Here is a 16,396-nt window from a genome sequence, read left to right on the forward strand (position 1 = left end):
CACAGCACCTCCTCCCGTGTCTTCTCTTTCCCTAAAATTTCTTGCATCGTAATCTGTTTGCCCATAAATTTTCCTCCTTGGTATCGTTATAATTTTGTTCATTATCGGGTCATTTCTTCGATCTGAAGTTCCGAAAATGAGATGCCTTACGGCCTAGATTCCTGCGGGCAGGAAGAAACCTGCCCGCCGATATGTAGACATAATATCATATCATAATAATTATGTAAATACATTTTTCATTATTAGTACAACAAAACGTATCCGTTCACCAAAACAAGAAAAGGAAGCTAAAAGCTTCCTTTTCTATCCCAGCGCCACATCCAGCACCATCATCAACACAAATCCTGCTGCAAACCCTATCGTACCGATATTACTATGCTCTCCTTCACTGGCTTCCGGTATCAATTCCTCCACAACCACGTACAGCATGGCGCCTGCTGCAAATGCCAGAAGGTAAGGAAGAATCGGAGTCATCACTTCACTTAACAGAATCGTGATTCCTGCCGCCACCGGTTCTACAAATCCCGATGCCGCCCCATAAAGAAAGGCTTTTTCTTTACTCATGTTATCTTCACTTCGCAGCGGCATGGAAATAATAGCGCCTTCCGGGAAATTCTGAATCGCAATACCGATTGATAGGGCGAACGCTCCCGCTAAGGTAATTTCCGCACTGTCCGCCATCATCCCTGCAAATACTACGCCCACTGCCATACCTTCCGGAATGTTATGGAGCGTCACTGCCAGCACCAGCATAACCGAACGGCTCCATCCCCTCTTCGGCCCTTCCGGTTCCTTGTGATCCATATGCAGATGCGGAACAGCAACATCCAAAAGTAATAAAAATGCAATACCTACCATAAGTCCGACTGCTGCCGGTACAAAGGCAAATCTGCCCATGGATTCAGACATTTCCATGGCCGGAATCAAAAGAGACCACACAGATGCCGCCACCATGACTCCGGAGGCAAACCCCAGCAAAACCTTCTGTATCAGCGGACGGATTTCATTTTTAAGCAAAAATACACACGCCGCTCCCAGAACGGTTCCCACAAAGGGTATCATCACACCCCAAAATATACTCATATACGAGCCTCCTAGTTAAAATATACTAATTCATCCGAAAGCGCCGGTATACCCTTGCCGTGCTCTACCTGTATCACCGGACCCTTGCCGCGGTAAGCACGCTTAAATTCAAACCCTACCTTGCCGCGAATCTGAATCCACTGTCCGGCTTTCAACTTCTGTGCATACCTGCTCTTACATACATAGCCCAAAAATGTAACATCATCTGCACAGCAGGTCATTGCCTTTCTTCCTACAATAAATTCATCCTCCGGAAATCCCCTTGGCTTTAGAATTTTTCCTTGAAATTCTACAGTTTTCCCTTTGTAACGATCCGGATGGTCAATCATATCCACATACCAGATCCCATAATCTATATCTTCGATTCTCACCACCGGAGCCTCCAGATCATAAGGCATCTGTTCATCAAAAATATTGTCAATTTCACCGTCTTCATTCTCAAAAATAATTTCGGCGCTCTGATTTACCACCTTCACATTCCTTCGGTAAGCGGCCAGAGGCATATCCTTCCTGCAGCGGTTAAAAACTACCAGTTCCGCATTGCGGACCATCTCCACAAACAACGGCTTCATATTCGCAATATACATATCAAATGTGCTTGCGTCTACTGTCGTAATCTCCTGAACCAGCCCCCAGCCTTCAGGCGCTTCCAGCTCTTCCATTTTACTGACCGGATACATGCCGTTGCACTCGATAATCACCCTTTCCGGATGATAAAGGAGATCAATTCCCTGCAGCCACTCCAGTGTCAGTTCTTCCGGATCCTCCACCGTCAGCAGTACCGTATTTTTCGCCTTTAAAAGTTCTTCATCATATTCTTCTATTCCCTCTTCGCAGAGAATCAACACCGTAGTTCCCTCTATTTCAAAGTATTCCTGACTGAGTGTCTGTGTTAAAAACTGCGTCTTACCGCTCTCCAGAAACCCTGTAATCAGATACACTACTACCCGTGCATTTTCCACCATCTGCATAGCTTCTCCACCTCCGGTATATTTTCTATCCTACTTAAAAACAATTTACAGACCAAACAGCTCTTCCAGTGCGCTCTCTTTAAGCTTAGAGCCGATTACACAGATTCTTCCCGTATATTCTGCCTCTCCTGTCCTTACCTCTTTCTCACCCGGAACCATGTCAAAATAAATCCACTGCCCGTCATCTCCGGCAACCATTCCCTTCGCACGGAGTACTGTCCCGTAAAATTCTTCTGACTCCAAAGCGTCCAGCTTCACCTTTAGTTCTTCCCGGTTGTATTTCTTCACTGTCTCCCTGCCCCAGCTTGTGAACACCTCGTCTGCGTGATGATGTCCGTGTTCATGGTGATGTCCATGCTCATGATGATGTTCATGGCAGCCACATCCACAGTCCTCGCCATGCTCATGATGGTGTTCATGCTCATGATGATGCTCATGCTCGTGATGATGCTCATGCTCGTGATGATGCTCATGCTCGTGATGATGCTCATGCTCGTGATGATGCTCATGTTCATGTCCATGATGGTGATCATGCAGCATCTCTTCCTCCAGCGATTCTACATGTTCCATCGTCTCCAGCAGCTTCTTTCCATCCAGCTGCGCAACCGGCGTCGTGATAATTGCCGCCTTCTCGTTCATACTGCGGAGCAGCTTCACCGCCTCTTCTACCTTATTCTCCTTCGCCACATCGGTACGGCTTAAAATAATTGCTCCGGCGGATTCCACCTGGTTACTGTAAAATTCTCCAAAATTATGCAGGTACATCTTGCACTTATTTACATCCACCACTGTTGTGTAACTGTTCAATACAATATCCACGGAATCTTTTACATCTTCCACTGCTTTGATAACATCAGATAACTTGCCCACGCCGGAAGGTTCGATTAAAATCCGATCCGGTGCGTAAGTTTCAATCACTTCTTTCAGAGAAGTTCCGAAATCCCCCACCAAAGAGCAGCAGATACAACCGGAATTCATCTCCCGTATCTCAATGCCGGATTCCTTCAGGAATCCTCCGTCAATCCCAATTTCCCCAAATTCATTCTCGATCAGCACTACCTTTTCCCCGGTAAATGCCTCCGCCAAAAGCTTCTTAATTAATGTTGTTTTTCCTGCTCCAAGAAATCCTGAAATAATATCTATTTTTGTCATTGTCAATCCACTCCTGTTCTTCTTTCACTTCTATGGTCTGTTTTGTTACAATTCACAGCACCCCACCAACATGCGCACTCGTCGCATCTTCGATGCTCCAGTCCCGCTCCTGAAGGAGCTAAGACTGCTTATGTGGGTGGGGTGACTGCTCCACAGTCCTGATTTGGAATCCAATATACCTTCTTACGTGCAAGCACGACGAATCCATATTGGATTTCAAATCGACTGTGAATAGTAACTCTGTTTTAACACAAATACAAGAAAAATTCAAGGTGGCACACTTAGTATTCTATCCGTTCCAGCAATTCCAGGTTCTTATCCGAATGCTCTACCTCCCTGGAATACCGATAAACAATCTCCACCACGTCTTCAAAGTCAAGCTGCCTTTCATTCTTACACCATCTTGCCACCAGCATTTCATAAATCAGGAACACACTCACCACCGACATCCTGGCTTTTGCATAAATTTTACCGTCGTATACCGCCCCACAGAAATACGTAGCAATAAAATATACCAAAAGCTGCTCACACTGAACCTGCCACCGGGGCATATGTATTTCCAGCCACTCTGCAAATTCCTCCTGCGTTTTCTTATAACTTTCTCTGCCGCTCCCGTAAAGAATATCCTCTGTCTCCCTCAAATGTGGTTCCCAGTCCTCCCGAAGAAATTCCATTGTATATAACTTTCGGAATACTTTCCTGGGATTCCTGCAAAATTTCCTATCCACCGTCTCAGATATTTCCGCGCAAACACATTTTTCCCTATATTTTTCAAATACTTCATCGCAGGAAAATAATTTGTCTTTTTCGACATACCTTTCCATGTCTTCCGCCAAAGAAAGCACAAGTTCTATCCGTTCCTTCAACTCTATCTTCCGGTTCTGCAGGATACCGAGTATCTCTTTTTGCCCGTCTGCCAACTTAGAATACAGGAAAGGATTGTAATCCTCATACTCTTCCTCTCCTTCTTTTTCATAAGTAAGAAAGCATACCGGTTCTTCTTTTCCCAATAAAATCCTTGCTACCTCCGGGCAGGATACCGACAGTGTAATCTCCCGGACTCCCTCAAATTCTTCCACATGCCGAGGGTACAGTCTGCATGTTCTGCACAAGCCTTTCGCTCCCAGCTCCGTATACATACTGCATAAATTATCCGGTTCTAAAAAAGCGCACCTTTTTTCTTTATCCTGCCGAAAGGTTTTTCCCCGCCAATGAATAGACCTCCGGAGTCTTCTGCCAAATTTCCCTCTTACTTTCCTATATTTATGCAGAGATTTATTATCAATTACAATCTGCCATCCGGCGCAACAGGTATCCTCGCACCGGTCTGCAGTACACTGAAATTGCCTGTAATAGTCAGGAATTGTATATAACATAGCATTCACCTCTCCCAAAAAATGTCGTTTCTTTTTATTTGACATTTCTGATATATATTGTTAATATTAGCGTCAGCGGACAAGGGCAGTACGAACCTCTTGTCCATCGACTCCGGCATTATACTTATTATATAGAAAGAAGGTCTTCTATGGAATTCATTACTGATATTCTGCTTGATACCACACTGGACAGTCTCCGCATGCTTCCCTTTTTATTTGTGGCATTTCTGCTTCTGGAAGCCCTGGAGCACTATTCCACTGCATTTATCAATAACACTTTAGCAAAAATAAATAAGGCAGGTCCTCTGGTTGGCGCCCTTTTTGGCTGCATCCCTCAATGCGGTTTTTCGGTCATGGCATCTAACCTATATGCCGGGGGCGTCATCTCTCTGGGTACGCTGCTATCCGTATTCCTTGCCACTTCCGATGAAGCAATCCTGGTCCTCATCGGGCATCCGGGAAATGGCAGCTCTATTCTGGCGCTGATTGTCACAAAAATCATCATTGCCATTATCGCCGGATATATTGCCGACTTCTTCTTGAAGGGCAGAATTTCTACGAAAAAAGATATCGGAAATCTTTGCACTCACTGCGGCTGCCATGACCATCACGGGCTTCTGCGGCCGGCGCTCAATCACACCCTAAAGCTTTTCGCATATATTTTTGTGTTTTCCGGTATCTTAAATTTCCTGATTGCACTGCTTGGATTAAACACGCTTTCCGCCTTTTTACTGGAAGGAAGCCTCATACAGCCTTTCCTTGCCGCATTGATTGGTTTCATCCCGAACTGTGGCGCATCTGTACTTCTGACAGAACTTTATTTGAATGGTGCACTCTCCTTTGCCTCCGTTGTTGCCGGTCTCTGTACCAATGCCGGAATCGGGCTGGTGGTTCTTTTCCGGGTAAATAAAGACCAACGGGAGAACCTGAAAATCACCGGACTCCTTTATCTCATTGCAGCAATCGCAGGACTGATCCTGCAACTGGGGTAGTGCGCATTATTTCAGCGCTGTATTCAAGGCTTCTTCCACCGCATCCAATTGTTTCAGCACCTCTTCATGCTGCTCATCCAACAGAAGACCTTTGTTATATTTATAATACTTATCGCAGTCATTGTCCTTAAGGAATTGGACACTATAATAATTTGTGTTCAATTCCGTTACAAAAGAAACCATTTCATGACTATCTCCAAACGCATCTTCCATAAAGTCAAAGGCATAATCCAAAGAATTTCCGGTTCTTTCTATCACGCACTCCCGCTTCTGCGTCTCTTCAGCAAACTTTTCCCTTACCCTTTCCAACGCTTCTTCTCCTTCCAGATGTTCCTTCTGCAAAGTAAGCAGGTATCTCTCCAGCGTGTCTATCACCCTTCTGAAAATCCGGTCTGCCGTCTTCGTAAGCTGCTCTGCCCTGCGCAGCTTCTCATAATCTTTCTGTGCCTGTGCCACGGTATCCTTAAGATTTTCACAGGATTTATACTGCTTCAGATACTCAAAAAGCCTGGTTACATACTTGTCTGTCTCATAGCATTCTTTGAACATCTCTGATAATTTCCCAATCAGCATTCCTACTACACTGAGTCTCTCATCAAAAGAAGCATACTTAAGTTTTTCCAGTGTATCCTCTCCGTATTGTCCCTCTAGAATCCGCTCCAGGCCATAATCCTTTTTATATTTTTCATAAAGCTCCAGATAATTGGCAAAATCTTTGGCAATCTTCCAGTGCTGGATATATTGGTGCACCACTTCCCGGTCCGCCTTCTTTCCCAACACATCATAGGTCTTAAGGAGCTGGGAGAGGTCCTCCCATCCTCGCGCCGTTGCGAACATCTTCCCGTCTACCGTCGTCTCAATTCGATAAAAATAGTCTCTGCGAAGCTCCAGATAAGCAAGAATTGCCGGATGGATTTCCGCCTGGTATGCGTACTCCCTCCAGACCTCATAATTTTCTTCCACTTCAATTTTTTTAATTCTGTCCAAAGTCACAATATCAAAATCACGGACAGACTTATTATATTCCGGCGGATTCCCTGCCGCCACGATGATCCATCCTTCCGGAATCTTCTGATTGCCGAAGGTCTTACACTGCAAAAACTGAAGCATGGCGGGAGCCAATGTCTCTGACACACAGTTAATCTCGTCGATAAATAAAATCCCTTCCCGGATTCCTGTCTGCTCTATCTTCTCATAAACTGATGCAATAATCTCGCTCATGGTATACTCGGTCACGGAAAATACCTGCCCTCCATATTCCTTCTCCCGGATAAACGGAAGGCCGATCGCGCTCTGCCTGGTATGATGAGTAATGGTATACGCTACCAGTCCAATACCGCACTCTCTGGCAACCTGCTCCATAATCTGTGTCTTTCCGATTCCCGGCGGTCCCATCAGAAGAATCGGGCGCTGCCGGATAACCGGAATCATATATTCTCCACAAGCATCCTTTTTCAAATATGCCTCCACCGAATCCTTAATCTCATTTTTCGCTCTCTTTATATCCATCATATCTCTCCTCTTCCAGAATTAGCTTCATCGCCCACGGCGGCACATTCATATCCTCGTAATCTTCTTTCATAAAGACAAACGCCGTCTCAAACCCAGGTTTCTTTGCCGGATAAATTCCCTGTCCGTCCGTAAAATAAATAAGTCCTCTTAGCCGGCTGAATTCATGCTTCTCTTTCAGCTCTTCCACATAGGCAAACGCAGGGCGGAAATCTGTCCCGCCCTCACCGCGAAGCTCCAAATTGTCCATATATTCCTTCAGTTCCTCCTGCGACGTGATTTTTTGATCTGTCTTCACTTCATCATCGCATTGAATAATATGAATATTTACCCGCCTGAAGAAACTATTATTCTCACTAAGAACCGAATAAGTTTCTTCCAAAAATTTCTTAACCAAATCTCCCGAGCAGGACATGGACGTGTCAATCACAATCACAAACTCTTCCACCTTCTGTACTTCCTTCCATTCCTGAGGCTCGATCAATGGCATATTTCCATAAAGCCGAAGTCCATAGCTGTAAAACACATAATCAAAAGAATCTTCATCTACCGTCATTTCTTCTTTTAACACAGAAAACTTACGCAAAAACTGCCGATAGTCAAACCGCTCTCTATTCTCCACCCGCACCTGTTCCAGCAGATTCCCCGATGCCTGAGACGCCTCTTTTGAAAAAGTCTCCATCTCTGTCTCCATCTGCTCACTCTGATTCTTCCAGCGGTTTTCAATCTCATTCTGCCTTTTCCTGTCGTCATCCTCCGGCCAGTAGCAATGATCGTCCACATAGAATTCCTCTGCAAGCTGCCGGAGTTCCTGCTCCGAAAGCTCCCATCTTTCCAGTACACCATATACCCGATCCGGAGTCAATACCTTCATCCTCTCCCTTAGCTTCCGGTAAGTTTCCCGCCGCAGCCAGGACTTAGAACGTCTCACGCTTCTGTGCTGCATACTGTCGATCATGGATTCTGCCACAATGTCACAGGAAAGGTTCCAACGCTCTTTTTCCCTTCCTTCACGTCGGATCAGATGGCGGAAGATACAATGCAATACGATGTGAAGGTATGCCCGGTTGACTAAAATCCGTTCCTCTCTGTACATACCTCCCAGATACTGTGGATGATAATACAGACAGAAGCCGTCCGTCCCCAGGGGACGAACCGCCTCATCCATCACAAAAGCCAGGCTCGACAGAGCCACATCCAGAAACCGCATGTTTAAATACAGCTCATTTCTGGCAATTTTAAGAATCTGCTCACTGACCGTCTCTATACAATTTTTTAAGTTCTGTTCTTGCTCCGACTTCTTCTCCATTCTTCTATCTGCCAAATTTCCCTTTTCCCATCTTATAATTCAAAAATCTTTTTCTTCTTTGGGAAGTACCGACGTCTTTCTTCCAACAACACGCTCAGAACTTCTGTCTTCTTCTCCACCGACACGGCGTCGATTGCCTGTTCAATGGCTTCCCTTGTCCAATAACCGTTCCTCCCGAAGAATCGGAGAGTCTCTGTATCTTCTGCCAGCGCATAAAATCTCCCCGCATCTTCTATATGTTCCACAAGCCATGCTTCGTATTTCTCCTTTGCAGCACCACTCAGCCGGTAAGGAAAGCGCAGGCGCAGCACTGCAATCTTCGCTGTCACCACCTCATTTTCCCCGGCAGCCGCCCAGGGAAGCAGCGAATCATACTCTGCATAATTCAACTCTCTATTATAGAAGCACTGCCTGTAATATCCGCCGGAACCATGCCGGTGAGTCTCTACAATCCGTGCCGGTGTATTTTCCACTGCTTCCTCATAATGCTCGGGAAACAGCACCTTCGCCGTCTCCACCTGTCCGTCTTCCCTATGATACCGCATGGTAACACAGATTTCATAGCGCACCTCGTCCACAATGAATTTCAGGCAGGATCTCTCTCCCCGGTAGAAATCAATTTCCAGCTCACTGAGCCTGCACCCGGTAAATACTCCTGCGCCAATTTCTTTCCACGAATCGGTAAAGCACAGCCGCCGCAGTGCAAAGCAGCGATAGAATACATATCTTCCCACTTCTTCCAGACAGCCGGGCAGATGAAGCTCTTCTACCCTCTTTCTTGCAAACGCATAAGGCGATATTCTTTTTACCGGCAGCCCCTGAACCTCATCGGGAATTTTCACTTCTCCTTCCAACTCTTCACAGGTCTCCTGCACCACGGCAGCCGTCTCCTCCAGAAGATAATGGATTCCTTCCTGCCAGATATCGGCAGCGCCCTCCTTCTCCAGATTCTTCTCCTGCATCCTTACCGCCCCGCCATCTGCTCATGCTCTTTCTTAATTTCCGCATAAAGCTCCAGCGAATTCCAGTGGCGATTCGTGGGAGTCAGCACCGCCTTCAGAGGGATCTGAATCTTCTCTTTCCTCAGATATGCCAGCATATAATTCATCTGACTCTCCGTAAAATGATTCAAAACCAGCATCTCATCCTCAAATCCTTCTCCCTCAAAACAACTATCCACGGGTTCTATATCTTCTTCTCCCGCCAGCTCTCCCAGAGGTTTCAGGTAATCCGCTTTTTCGACCGTCTTAATCCGTATTCCCATTAAGACAAAAACAAATTTCACCTTATCCACGCGCTTTTTTTCTTGAAAATTATATAACAACACACTTGCCCTTGACGCCATTATTATCACTCCTCCGTTTTAATCTTTCCGGACTCCACGCTAGGCTGTACAAAATTCTGGCGTGCATAGTCCCACAGCACAGCTGACCCTTCTGCCGTATGCTGATTCCGCCCCAAAATCTGGCTTAAATGAACGCCATGTTCCTCCCAGCTCCTGCCGTCGGTAGCTGCATTCAGCATAATCGGCTGGATATTATCCATCGCATGGGCAAATTTCGCCTCCGGCGTCTCCCATGCCTCAAATTCTTCCCATAATCTGCGAAGCTTTTCCTGCTGATCCTGCGGAAGCAAACCGTAGATTCTCTCAGCAGCCCTCTCTTCCCGCTCCTTTTTCGTCTTCTTTCCTTCTTCATCATATGCATAAGTGTCTCCTGCATCAATCTCAACCAGGTCATGGATTAATAACATCGTCACCGTCTTTAACACATCAATTTCTTCATTCGCATATTCATTCAGAAGGATTGCCATAATCGCCATATGCCATGCATGCTCCGCATCATTTTCCTTTCGCTTGCCATCAGATAAATAGGTCTGCCTTCCAATAAATTTTTCTTTATCAATCTCTCTGCAAAAATCAAACTGTTTTTCTAACCTCGTCTTCTCCATCGCACTCTCCTTCTGTCTATCACTGACGCTATTAGTTTATCATGATTTTGCAGGCGCAACAACTATTCTTCCGAATATTGCCTTGCCAGCCGTTCAATCTCTTTCTTCATCCTATGCACTACGGATTCGGGCCCCACAATTTTCGCCCCTTCCCCCAGCGCTATCACCCACGCCAGAAACTGGCCGGACACCGCAACTTTTACATTTACATAAAAGGAATCTTCATCCCTTTTCACCATCGTGACATCCTTTCCAAAACGGTCTATCATCACTCCCGCAAGGTAATTCCTGCACAAAATCTTCACCATCTCTTCCTCGCCGTCAAACATACCGAACATTTTTCTTGCATATGCCCCCATATCAAACTGCCGGAATCTCTCGTCTCCTTCTCTGTGCTCCTTAGCCAGCTCAATATGAAGCATTTTATCTACACGGAAATGTTTGATTTTATCTTCCTCACTGTCGAATGCCACAAGATAATAATTCTCATCATCCCAAGATAATGCCCAGGGACTGACACGGTACAAAGCTCCGTCTTTCCTCAGCACCTGCCTTTTATTCACATCCCAATTAAAATACTGAAACGTAATCTGCACATTAGAACCAATGGCCATATGAATCTGATCCACATTGTAGTAAATATTTTCATTCGCTGTCTTAATCCGCTCAGCTGTATACACCTGACGCTGCAGCTTAGAAGCTTCATATTTGCTTGCCAATCCTTCAATCTTCTTTATCAGTTCCCGAGATTTCTTCGCTGTAAGGAACTTCGCCGCCTGCACGGAATCCACCAGAAGCTTAAGCTCTGCCAACTCAAACTGACGGTTCCCAATATGATAATAATAGGTTTTATTTTCTTTTTCTCCAATAATATCAATCCCAAAGGTACGAAGATTTTCCATATCGCTGTAAATACTTTTTCTCTCCGCAGTTATGCCATATAGCTTGAGAGAAGAAAGAATTTCCGTCATAGTAATGCTGTGGGTTTCGTCTGTCTTCTCCATCAATATTTTCAGCAGATACAAGATTTTCAATTTCTGGTTATTTCCCTCAGCCATAAGTTTCCCTCCATGCTTCTGTGTTACAAGATTTCTTCTCTAAAAGCATTTTATCACAACAAAAAATAGCCGTACAGTTCTTTCGAAACTATACGACTATCCATACGGCTATCTGCATACCTGAAGCGCCTCTGACAGACTGGAACATACAGCCAGACAGCCGGGTCTGATTTCAGGCGGAGCTTCGATAAGATCCGGCACCATGATGGTTGCACATCCCGCCCGAATCCCTGCCCGGACGCCATTCACACTGTCTTCAAATACAAAGCATTCTTCCGGTCTGCACCCGATTTTCTCGGCGGCCCGCAGGAAAATATCCGGCGCCGGCTTTCCCCGTTCTACTTCAGAACCGCTGGTAACAGCAGTGAAGTATTCCCGGATACCGCTTCCTCGCAGATTCGCTTCAATCTGTTCCACGGAGCTGCTGCTTGCAACTGCAAGCAGCACACCTCGTTCCTGAAAGAATCCCAATATTTCACGAACGCCTTCCTTCACCGGGACATGGATCGACAGCTTCTTTTCCATCCGCTCCATGCACTCCCGCGCAATCTCCGCACCATCTTTCACCTGATACCACTCTTCAAGCACCCGCGCCATACCGCTTCCGCTGGTTCCCGATATTGCCTTAGTAAAACCATCGCCCAGCTTTATTCCTCGTTCTTCTGCAATCTCCCGCCATGTCTGCTGGTACATCCTCTCCGTATCGAAGAGGACGCCATCCATGTCAAAAATCGCTCCTTTACATTTCATTCGCCATTCTCTGCCTCCGCTCTTCCAACTCCTTAGTCATCTCCGCACGAAGTCCGTCCAGCTTGTAAAAATATGTAAGTACTCCAATCAGCACACACAATACAATGGGAATCCATATAAAACAAATTTCAATATAAGAAAGCGCTTTTTCTGTCTGCACTGCATTCGCAACATATCCGCCCCTTGCCAGGAACGCTCCGATAATAAAACTGGTAAGTCCCATTCCGCCTTTTACAAAAAACCCCTGGAATGCTGCTATCAGACCCGCCACACTGGCATTCTTCTTATATTCTGAATAATCAATCACATCCGGCTGCATTGCGAATGTAATACCAAAGATTCCATAAATTCCAAGTCCTGTAATCACAAGCCCCGTCAGAAGACAAACTGCTGAGTTCTTTCCTATAAATATAATCATATCTCCCACAATATACAAGAGGATACTGAAAAACATCAGATTTTTCTTGCTGAAGTGCTTCTCCAGGGAAGGAAGCAAAAGCAGCATGGGAAGTCCCGACAAGATGCCCAAAAGTCCTACCAAAGACAGCCATTCCGTCCTGCCCAGATTATATTTAAAATAGTAAATAACAGTAGTGCTTCTTACCACATAAAGGGAAAAATAAAACAGGTTCAGTAAGAACAGAATCCATGCCTGCCCGGTAAGTCCCTTAAAATCCTCCTTCAGCGAAGAATGCTTTTTGTTTACCGTAGATGGAACCACTTCTTTTGTACTTGCAAATGTTACGAAGAAAATGCACATAGCTGCAATGCCATAAATCGTCATCGTAACAAGGTAACCCTTTGCTTCATTCCCTTTTCCAAAGTATTCCACCAACGGCGCCGTAATAGACATAACCACTGCGGTTCCGATCATAGCACACACCATTCTGGTGGATACCAAGATATCTCTTTCATGTACATCGGATGTAAGTCTGGGTACGATAGTATTCAGCGGAATATTAACCACCGTATAGGCCGTACAGAGCAGACAGTAGGTCACATATGCCCACACCAACTTTCCTCCGCTTCCCAAATCCGGAATATAGAAGGTCAGGAATGTAAACACTGCAAATGGTACTGCCCCCAGCAGAAAATACGGTCTTCCCTGTCCCCATCTGGTATGAGTCCTGTCTACAATCAGCCCCATTCCCGTATCCGTCACCGCATCAATGAATTTCGTAACCAACATCATTGTTCCGGCCGCTGCTGCCGTAATGCCAAATACATCTGTATAAAAAACCATAAGATAAGATGCCATCGTACTGAAAACCAGGTTGCATCCCAGATCTCCAATCCCATATCCGATTCGTTTTCCCCACTTTTTCATACTGTAATCCTTTCTTCCCGCTTAAAAACAGGTGAACGCTCCATCAATAATGAAATCAGAGCCTGTGGTAAAGGAACTGGTATCTCCGGCAAGGTATACACAGATAGATTCCAACTCTTCCGGCTTTCCCATTCTTCCCATAGGCGCCATCTCGTTCCATTTCTCAATCAACGGAATCAGCGTCGGAGAATTCAAAGTCAGTTCCGTCCCAATATATCCCGGGCTGATGCTGTTAACACGCACACCTCTCTTCGCCCATTCAATCGCCAGGGACTTCGTCAGCTGAATAACCCCTGCCTTAGAAGCATTGTAAGCGCACTGTGGCTGCGGTACATTGACAATATGTGCTGACATAGATGCCGTATTAATGATGGAGCCACCTCCATGTGCCAGCATATACTTTCCTGCCGCAATATCCGTAAGAAAAATACCATTCAGATTGATATTAATTACTTTATACCACTGATCCCAGGTCATCTCTTCCGCCGGAGCGTTAATACAGATTCCCGCATTGTTATGACAGAACTCAAGACCGCCCAGCTCTTCTACAACCTGTGCCACCATAGCATCTACCTGCGCTGCATCCGTACAATCCGTCCGGATTGCAATCACTTTTCTTCCGGTCTTTTCCGCAATCTCAGCAGCAGTTTTCTTCGCCTCTTCAAAATCCAAATCCACAATCGCTACATCTGCTCCTGCCTCTGCAAATGCCGTCGCTGTACTCTTGCCGATTCCTCTTGCTGCTCCTGTGACAAATCCTCTTTTTCCATCCAGTCTCATTTTTTCCATAATACCCATAGCTTCTTCTCCTTTTCTTAAATAATTTTGTGATTTAATTTTATAAAATCGTTTTGTTTAATGTGTTTATATAATATACCAATTTAGCAAATTATGCAATATGATATTTTAGCTAAATATTTTTCTCTTTTTTTGTCTATATTGCACAATCATTGCCCTCTTTCCTTTTTTCTGATTAAATTGTATAATTGTTTTATTAAATAACTTTGCATTATTGACGCAGTATTCTTGCATCAATACATGAAAGGAGAATTTCTATGGAAACATTTTCACTTACAGATATTAAAAAGAAAAACTTATCCGATGTTTATCATTATATTTATTCCAATCCCGGATGTTCCAAGCAGGCAATTGCAAGTGCATTGTCAATCAGCCTGCCCACCGTCTCCCAGCATCTTTCCACGCTACTTAAGGAAGCACTTATTGAAAAATGCGGCCAGCTCTCATCCTCTGTGGGAAGGCGCGCTATGGCATACCGTACAGTCCCCACTGCACGGATTGCAATCGGCGTTGAAATTCTGCCACGCAATATCTACATCGTAGCTTTAAATCTTTATGGAAAAAAAGAAGCAAAAGAAAAATTCAACCTTTCCTTTCGTCCTTCACAGGATTACTTTACCGAACTCAAGGAACTGATTAACAATTTTTTAAAGAAATATAACTATAAAGAAGAACAATTACTGGGGATCGGGCTTGGTATGCAAGGTCTTACTTCTCCTGACGGTTCTAAAATGACCTATGGAAAAATACTGGATTGTACCGGGCTTTCCATCCGGACATTTGCCGACTTCTTTTCTATCCCGTGTAAATTCATCCATGATTCGGAGTGTGCTTCCAACAGTGAACTGTGGGAAAACCCTTCTGTCAAAGACGCCATCTACCTTTCTATCGGCTATCACCTGGGAGGCGCCATCATTATCAACGGAGAGTTGCAAAATGGGCTGACAGGGAAATCCGGCACTTTCGAGCACATGACCCTGGTTCCCGGTGGTCTTGACTGCTACTGCGGAAAGAAAGGCTGTGCAGAATGTTACTGTTCCGGTAATTCCCTGCTGGAAACGGACATGGATCTCGAGGATTTCTTCACAGAAAAAGAGCATGGAAACCCTACATGCCAGAAGAAATGGGAAGAATTTCTCCGACATCTTTCCATGCTGATTAACAATCTCCATATGGTAATTGAAAGCACCATCATACTTGGAGGACATATTACGCCTTATTTTTCAGAACAGGATATCGACTTTATCAAGAAGAATGTATTAGAACGCTCCACCTTCCAGGATGACACCTCCTACATCATTCCCGGAAAATGCCGCAACGATGCAGTTTCCATCGGTGCTGCCCTGCCATTCATCAAAGACTTCCTGGCAGGGATTGCATCGGATTAAACAGATAATACATCCGCAGCTTTTTATATCCGTTCCTCACTTTCTTTCATTATGCTCGAATATTTTCTTGCATACATAACAAATGCTAGAAGCATAAAACATCCACTGATTATAATCAGGATATTGGCCGCTGACACCGGAATATCAGGGAAAAACACCAGCAGAAACATTACGATGTAAAATACCGCCGTATTCACTTTCCCGTACCACATAGCCCCCTCATTCCGCTTTGTTTTCCCGACAACCTTTATTCCGGCAGCCGCCATAAAGCTTTCCTTTATCAGAAAAAGCACAAACACGATTTTCATCGCTTCATACCGGGACATAAAGCAAATTAATAGTAATCCCTGTGTGAGCTTATCAGCTATTGGATCAATGATTTTCCCTAATTCACTGACCATATGAAATTTTCTGGCAATCTTACCATCCAGAAAGTCTGTCAGTCCTGAGATTAGTAATATAATAATAATTGCCGTCTCTTTCTCCTTTACCTCCGGACTATAAAATACCCACAACATTACCACTGCAAGAACCATTCTAAATACACTTAATAAATTGGGAATTGTGAAAATATCCTTTTTGCTCTGTAAAACTTTCATACCATATCCTCTTTTCTTATACTTACATTCCCATTGTAACCTTTTTGCTTCCCTCATCCAATATACATTTTTACAGAATTGTCTACTTTAGAAAACACATGCGCCACAAATACAAACAAAAATGCCATGCAATC

Annotated in this window: 16 protein-coding genes; 2 read left to right on the top strand and 14 right to left on the bottom strand. The window is 44.7% G+C overall.

Translation table 11 applies throughout. The features are described 5' to 3' along the window. Nucleotides 1–303: 303 nt before the first annotated feature. The 4 genes from OCV99_RS13585 to fliB all read right to left on the bottom strand — a co-directional run bounded on the left by OCV99_RS13585 (nt 304) and on the right by fliB (nt 4,582). Nucleotides 304–1,083, bottom strand: a complete 780-nt coding sequence (locus tag OCV99_RS13585; RefSeq protein ID WP_158371287.1) for a ZIP family metal transporter — start codon at nt 1,081–1,083, stop codon at nt 304–306. An 11-nt stretch (nt 1,084–1,094) separates the two neighbouring features. Continuing rightward, the gene (locus OCV99_RS13590; RefSeq protein WP_416810595.1) at nt 1,095–2,045 is read right to left on the bottom strand and encodes a TIGR03943 family putative permease subunit; all 951 of its coding nucleotides are present in this window, start codon (nt 2,043–2,045) and stop codon (nt 1,095–1,097) included. A 54-nt stretch (nt 2,046–2,099) separates the two neighbouring features. Further along, entirely contained in the window at nt 2,100–3,206 is a 1,107-nt protein-coding gene (locus OCV99_RS13595; protein WP_158371288.1) for a CobW family GTP-binding protein, read from the bottom strand. 281 nt (nt 3,207–3,487) lie between these two features. Further along, nucleotides 3,488–4,582 (bottom strand): flagellin lysine-N-methylase, encoded by a 1,095-nt coding sequence (gene fliB, locus OCV99_RS13600; RefSeq protein WP_158371289.1) that lies wholly within the window; start codon nt 4,580–4,582, stop codon nt 3,488–3,490. A 149-nt stretch (nt 4,583–4,731) separates the two neighbouring features. Here fliB and OCV99_RS13605 point away from each other — a divergent pair, with 149 nt between their 5' ends. After that, complete coding sequence (locus tag OCV99_RS13605; protein WP_158371290.1) at nt 4,732–5,574, top strand: putative manganese transporter; 843 nt, start codon at nt 4,732–4,734, stop codon at nt 5,572–5,574. Nucleotides 5,575–5,580: 6 nt separating this feature from the next. Here OCV99_RS13605 and OCV99_RS13610 read toward each other — a convergent pair whose 3' ends face one another. The 9 genes from OCV99_RS13610 to OCV99_RS13650 form a co-directional block, all read right to left on the bottom strand. Beyond that, complete coding sequence (locus tag OCV99_RS13610; protein ID WP_158371350.1) at nt 5,581–7,083, bottom strand: AAA family ATPase; 1,503 nt, start codon at nt 7,081–7,083, stop codon at nt 5,581–5,583. After that, nucleotides 7,058–8,392 (bottom strand): vWA domain-containing protein, encoded by a 1,335-nt coding sequence (locus tag OCV99_RS13615; RefSeq protein WP_158371352.1) that lies wholly within the window; start codon nt 8,390–8,392, stop codon nt 7,058–7,060. The genes OCV99_RS13610 and OCV99_RS13615 overlap by 26 nt, the downstream gene beginning before the upstream one ends. Nucleotides 8,393–8,424: 32 nt before the next feature. Then, nucleotides 8,425–9,354: a leucine-rich repeat protein gene (locus tag OCV99_RS13620; RefSeq protein WP_158371291.1), complete on the bottom strand. Its 930-nt coding sequence runs from the start codon at nt 9,352–9,354 to the stop codon at nt 8,425–8,427. Nucleotides 9,355–9,356: 2 nt separating this feature from the next. Continuing rightward, complete coding sequence (locus OCV99_RS13625; protein WP_158371292.1) at nt 9,357–9,737, bottom strand: DUF3783 domain-containing protein; 381 nt, start codon at nt 9,735–9,737, stop codon at nt 9,357–9,359. A 5-nt stretch (nt 9,738–9,742) separates the two neighbouring features. Continuing rightward, nucleotides 9,743–10,342, bottom strand: coding sequence for an HD domain-containing protein (locus tag OCV99_RS13630; RefSeq protein ID WP_158371293.1), 600 nt, complete (start codon nt 10,340–10,342; stop codon nt 9,743–9,745). A 62-nt stretch (nt 10,343–10,404) separates the two neighbouring features. Further along, entirely contained in the window at nt 10,405–11,400 is a 996-nt protein-coding gene (locus OCV99_RS13635) for a helix-turn-helix transcriptional regulator (RefSeq protein WP_158371294.1), read from the bottom strand. A gap of 108 nt (nt 11,401–11,508) precedes the next feature. Continuing rightward, nucleotides 11,509–12,150 carry an HAD family hydrolase gene (locus OCV99_RS13640; protein ID WP_158371295.1) on the bottom strand — a complete coding sequence of 214 codons (642 nt, stop codon included), beginning with the start codon at nt 12,148–12,150 and terminating at the stop codon, nt 11,509–11,511. Beyond that, nucleotides 12,140–13,477, bottom strand: coding sequence for a glycoside-pentoside-hexuronide (GPH):cation symporter (locus tag OCV99_RS13645; protein WP_158371296.1), 1,338 nt, complete (start codon nt 13,475–13,477; stop codon nt 12,140–12,142). The genes OCV99_RS13640 and OCV99_RS13645 overlap by 11 nt, the downstream gene beginning before the upstream one ends. Before the next feature lie 21 nt (nt 13,478–13,498). Beyond that, nucleotides 13,499–14,275, bottom strand: a complete 777-nt coding sequence (locus tag OCV99_RS13650; protein ID WP_158371297.1) for an SDR family oxidoreductase — start codon at nt 14,273–14,275, stop codon at nt 13,499–13,501. Nucleotides 14,276–14,532: 257 nt separating this feature from the next. Here OCV99_RS13650 and OCV99_RS13655 point away from each other — a divergent pair, with 257 nt between their 5' ends. After that, nucleotides 14,533–15,663 (top strand): ROK family transcriptional regulator, encoded by a 1,131-nt coding sequence (locus OCV99_RS13655; protein WP_158371299.1) that lies wholly within the window; start codon nt 14,533–14,535, stop codon nt 15,661–15,663. 23 nt (nt 15,664–15,686) lie between these two features. Here OCV99_RS13655 and OCV99_RS13660 read toward each other — a convergent pair whose 3' ends face one another. After that, a complete protein-coding gene (locus tag OCV99_RS13660; protein ID WP_227193513.1) occupies nt 15,687–16,262 on the bottom strand; it encodes a CDP-alcohol phosphatidyltransferase family protein in 576 nt (191 codons plus the stop codon). Nucleotides 16,263–16,396: the final 134 nt, after the last annotated feature.

Source organism: Dorea acetigenes, assembly GCF_025567385.1.
GTDB lineage: Bacteria > Bacillota > Clostridia > Lachnospirales > Lachnospiraceae > Claveliimonas > Claveliimonas acetigenes.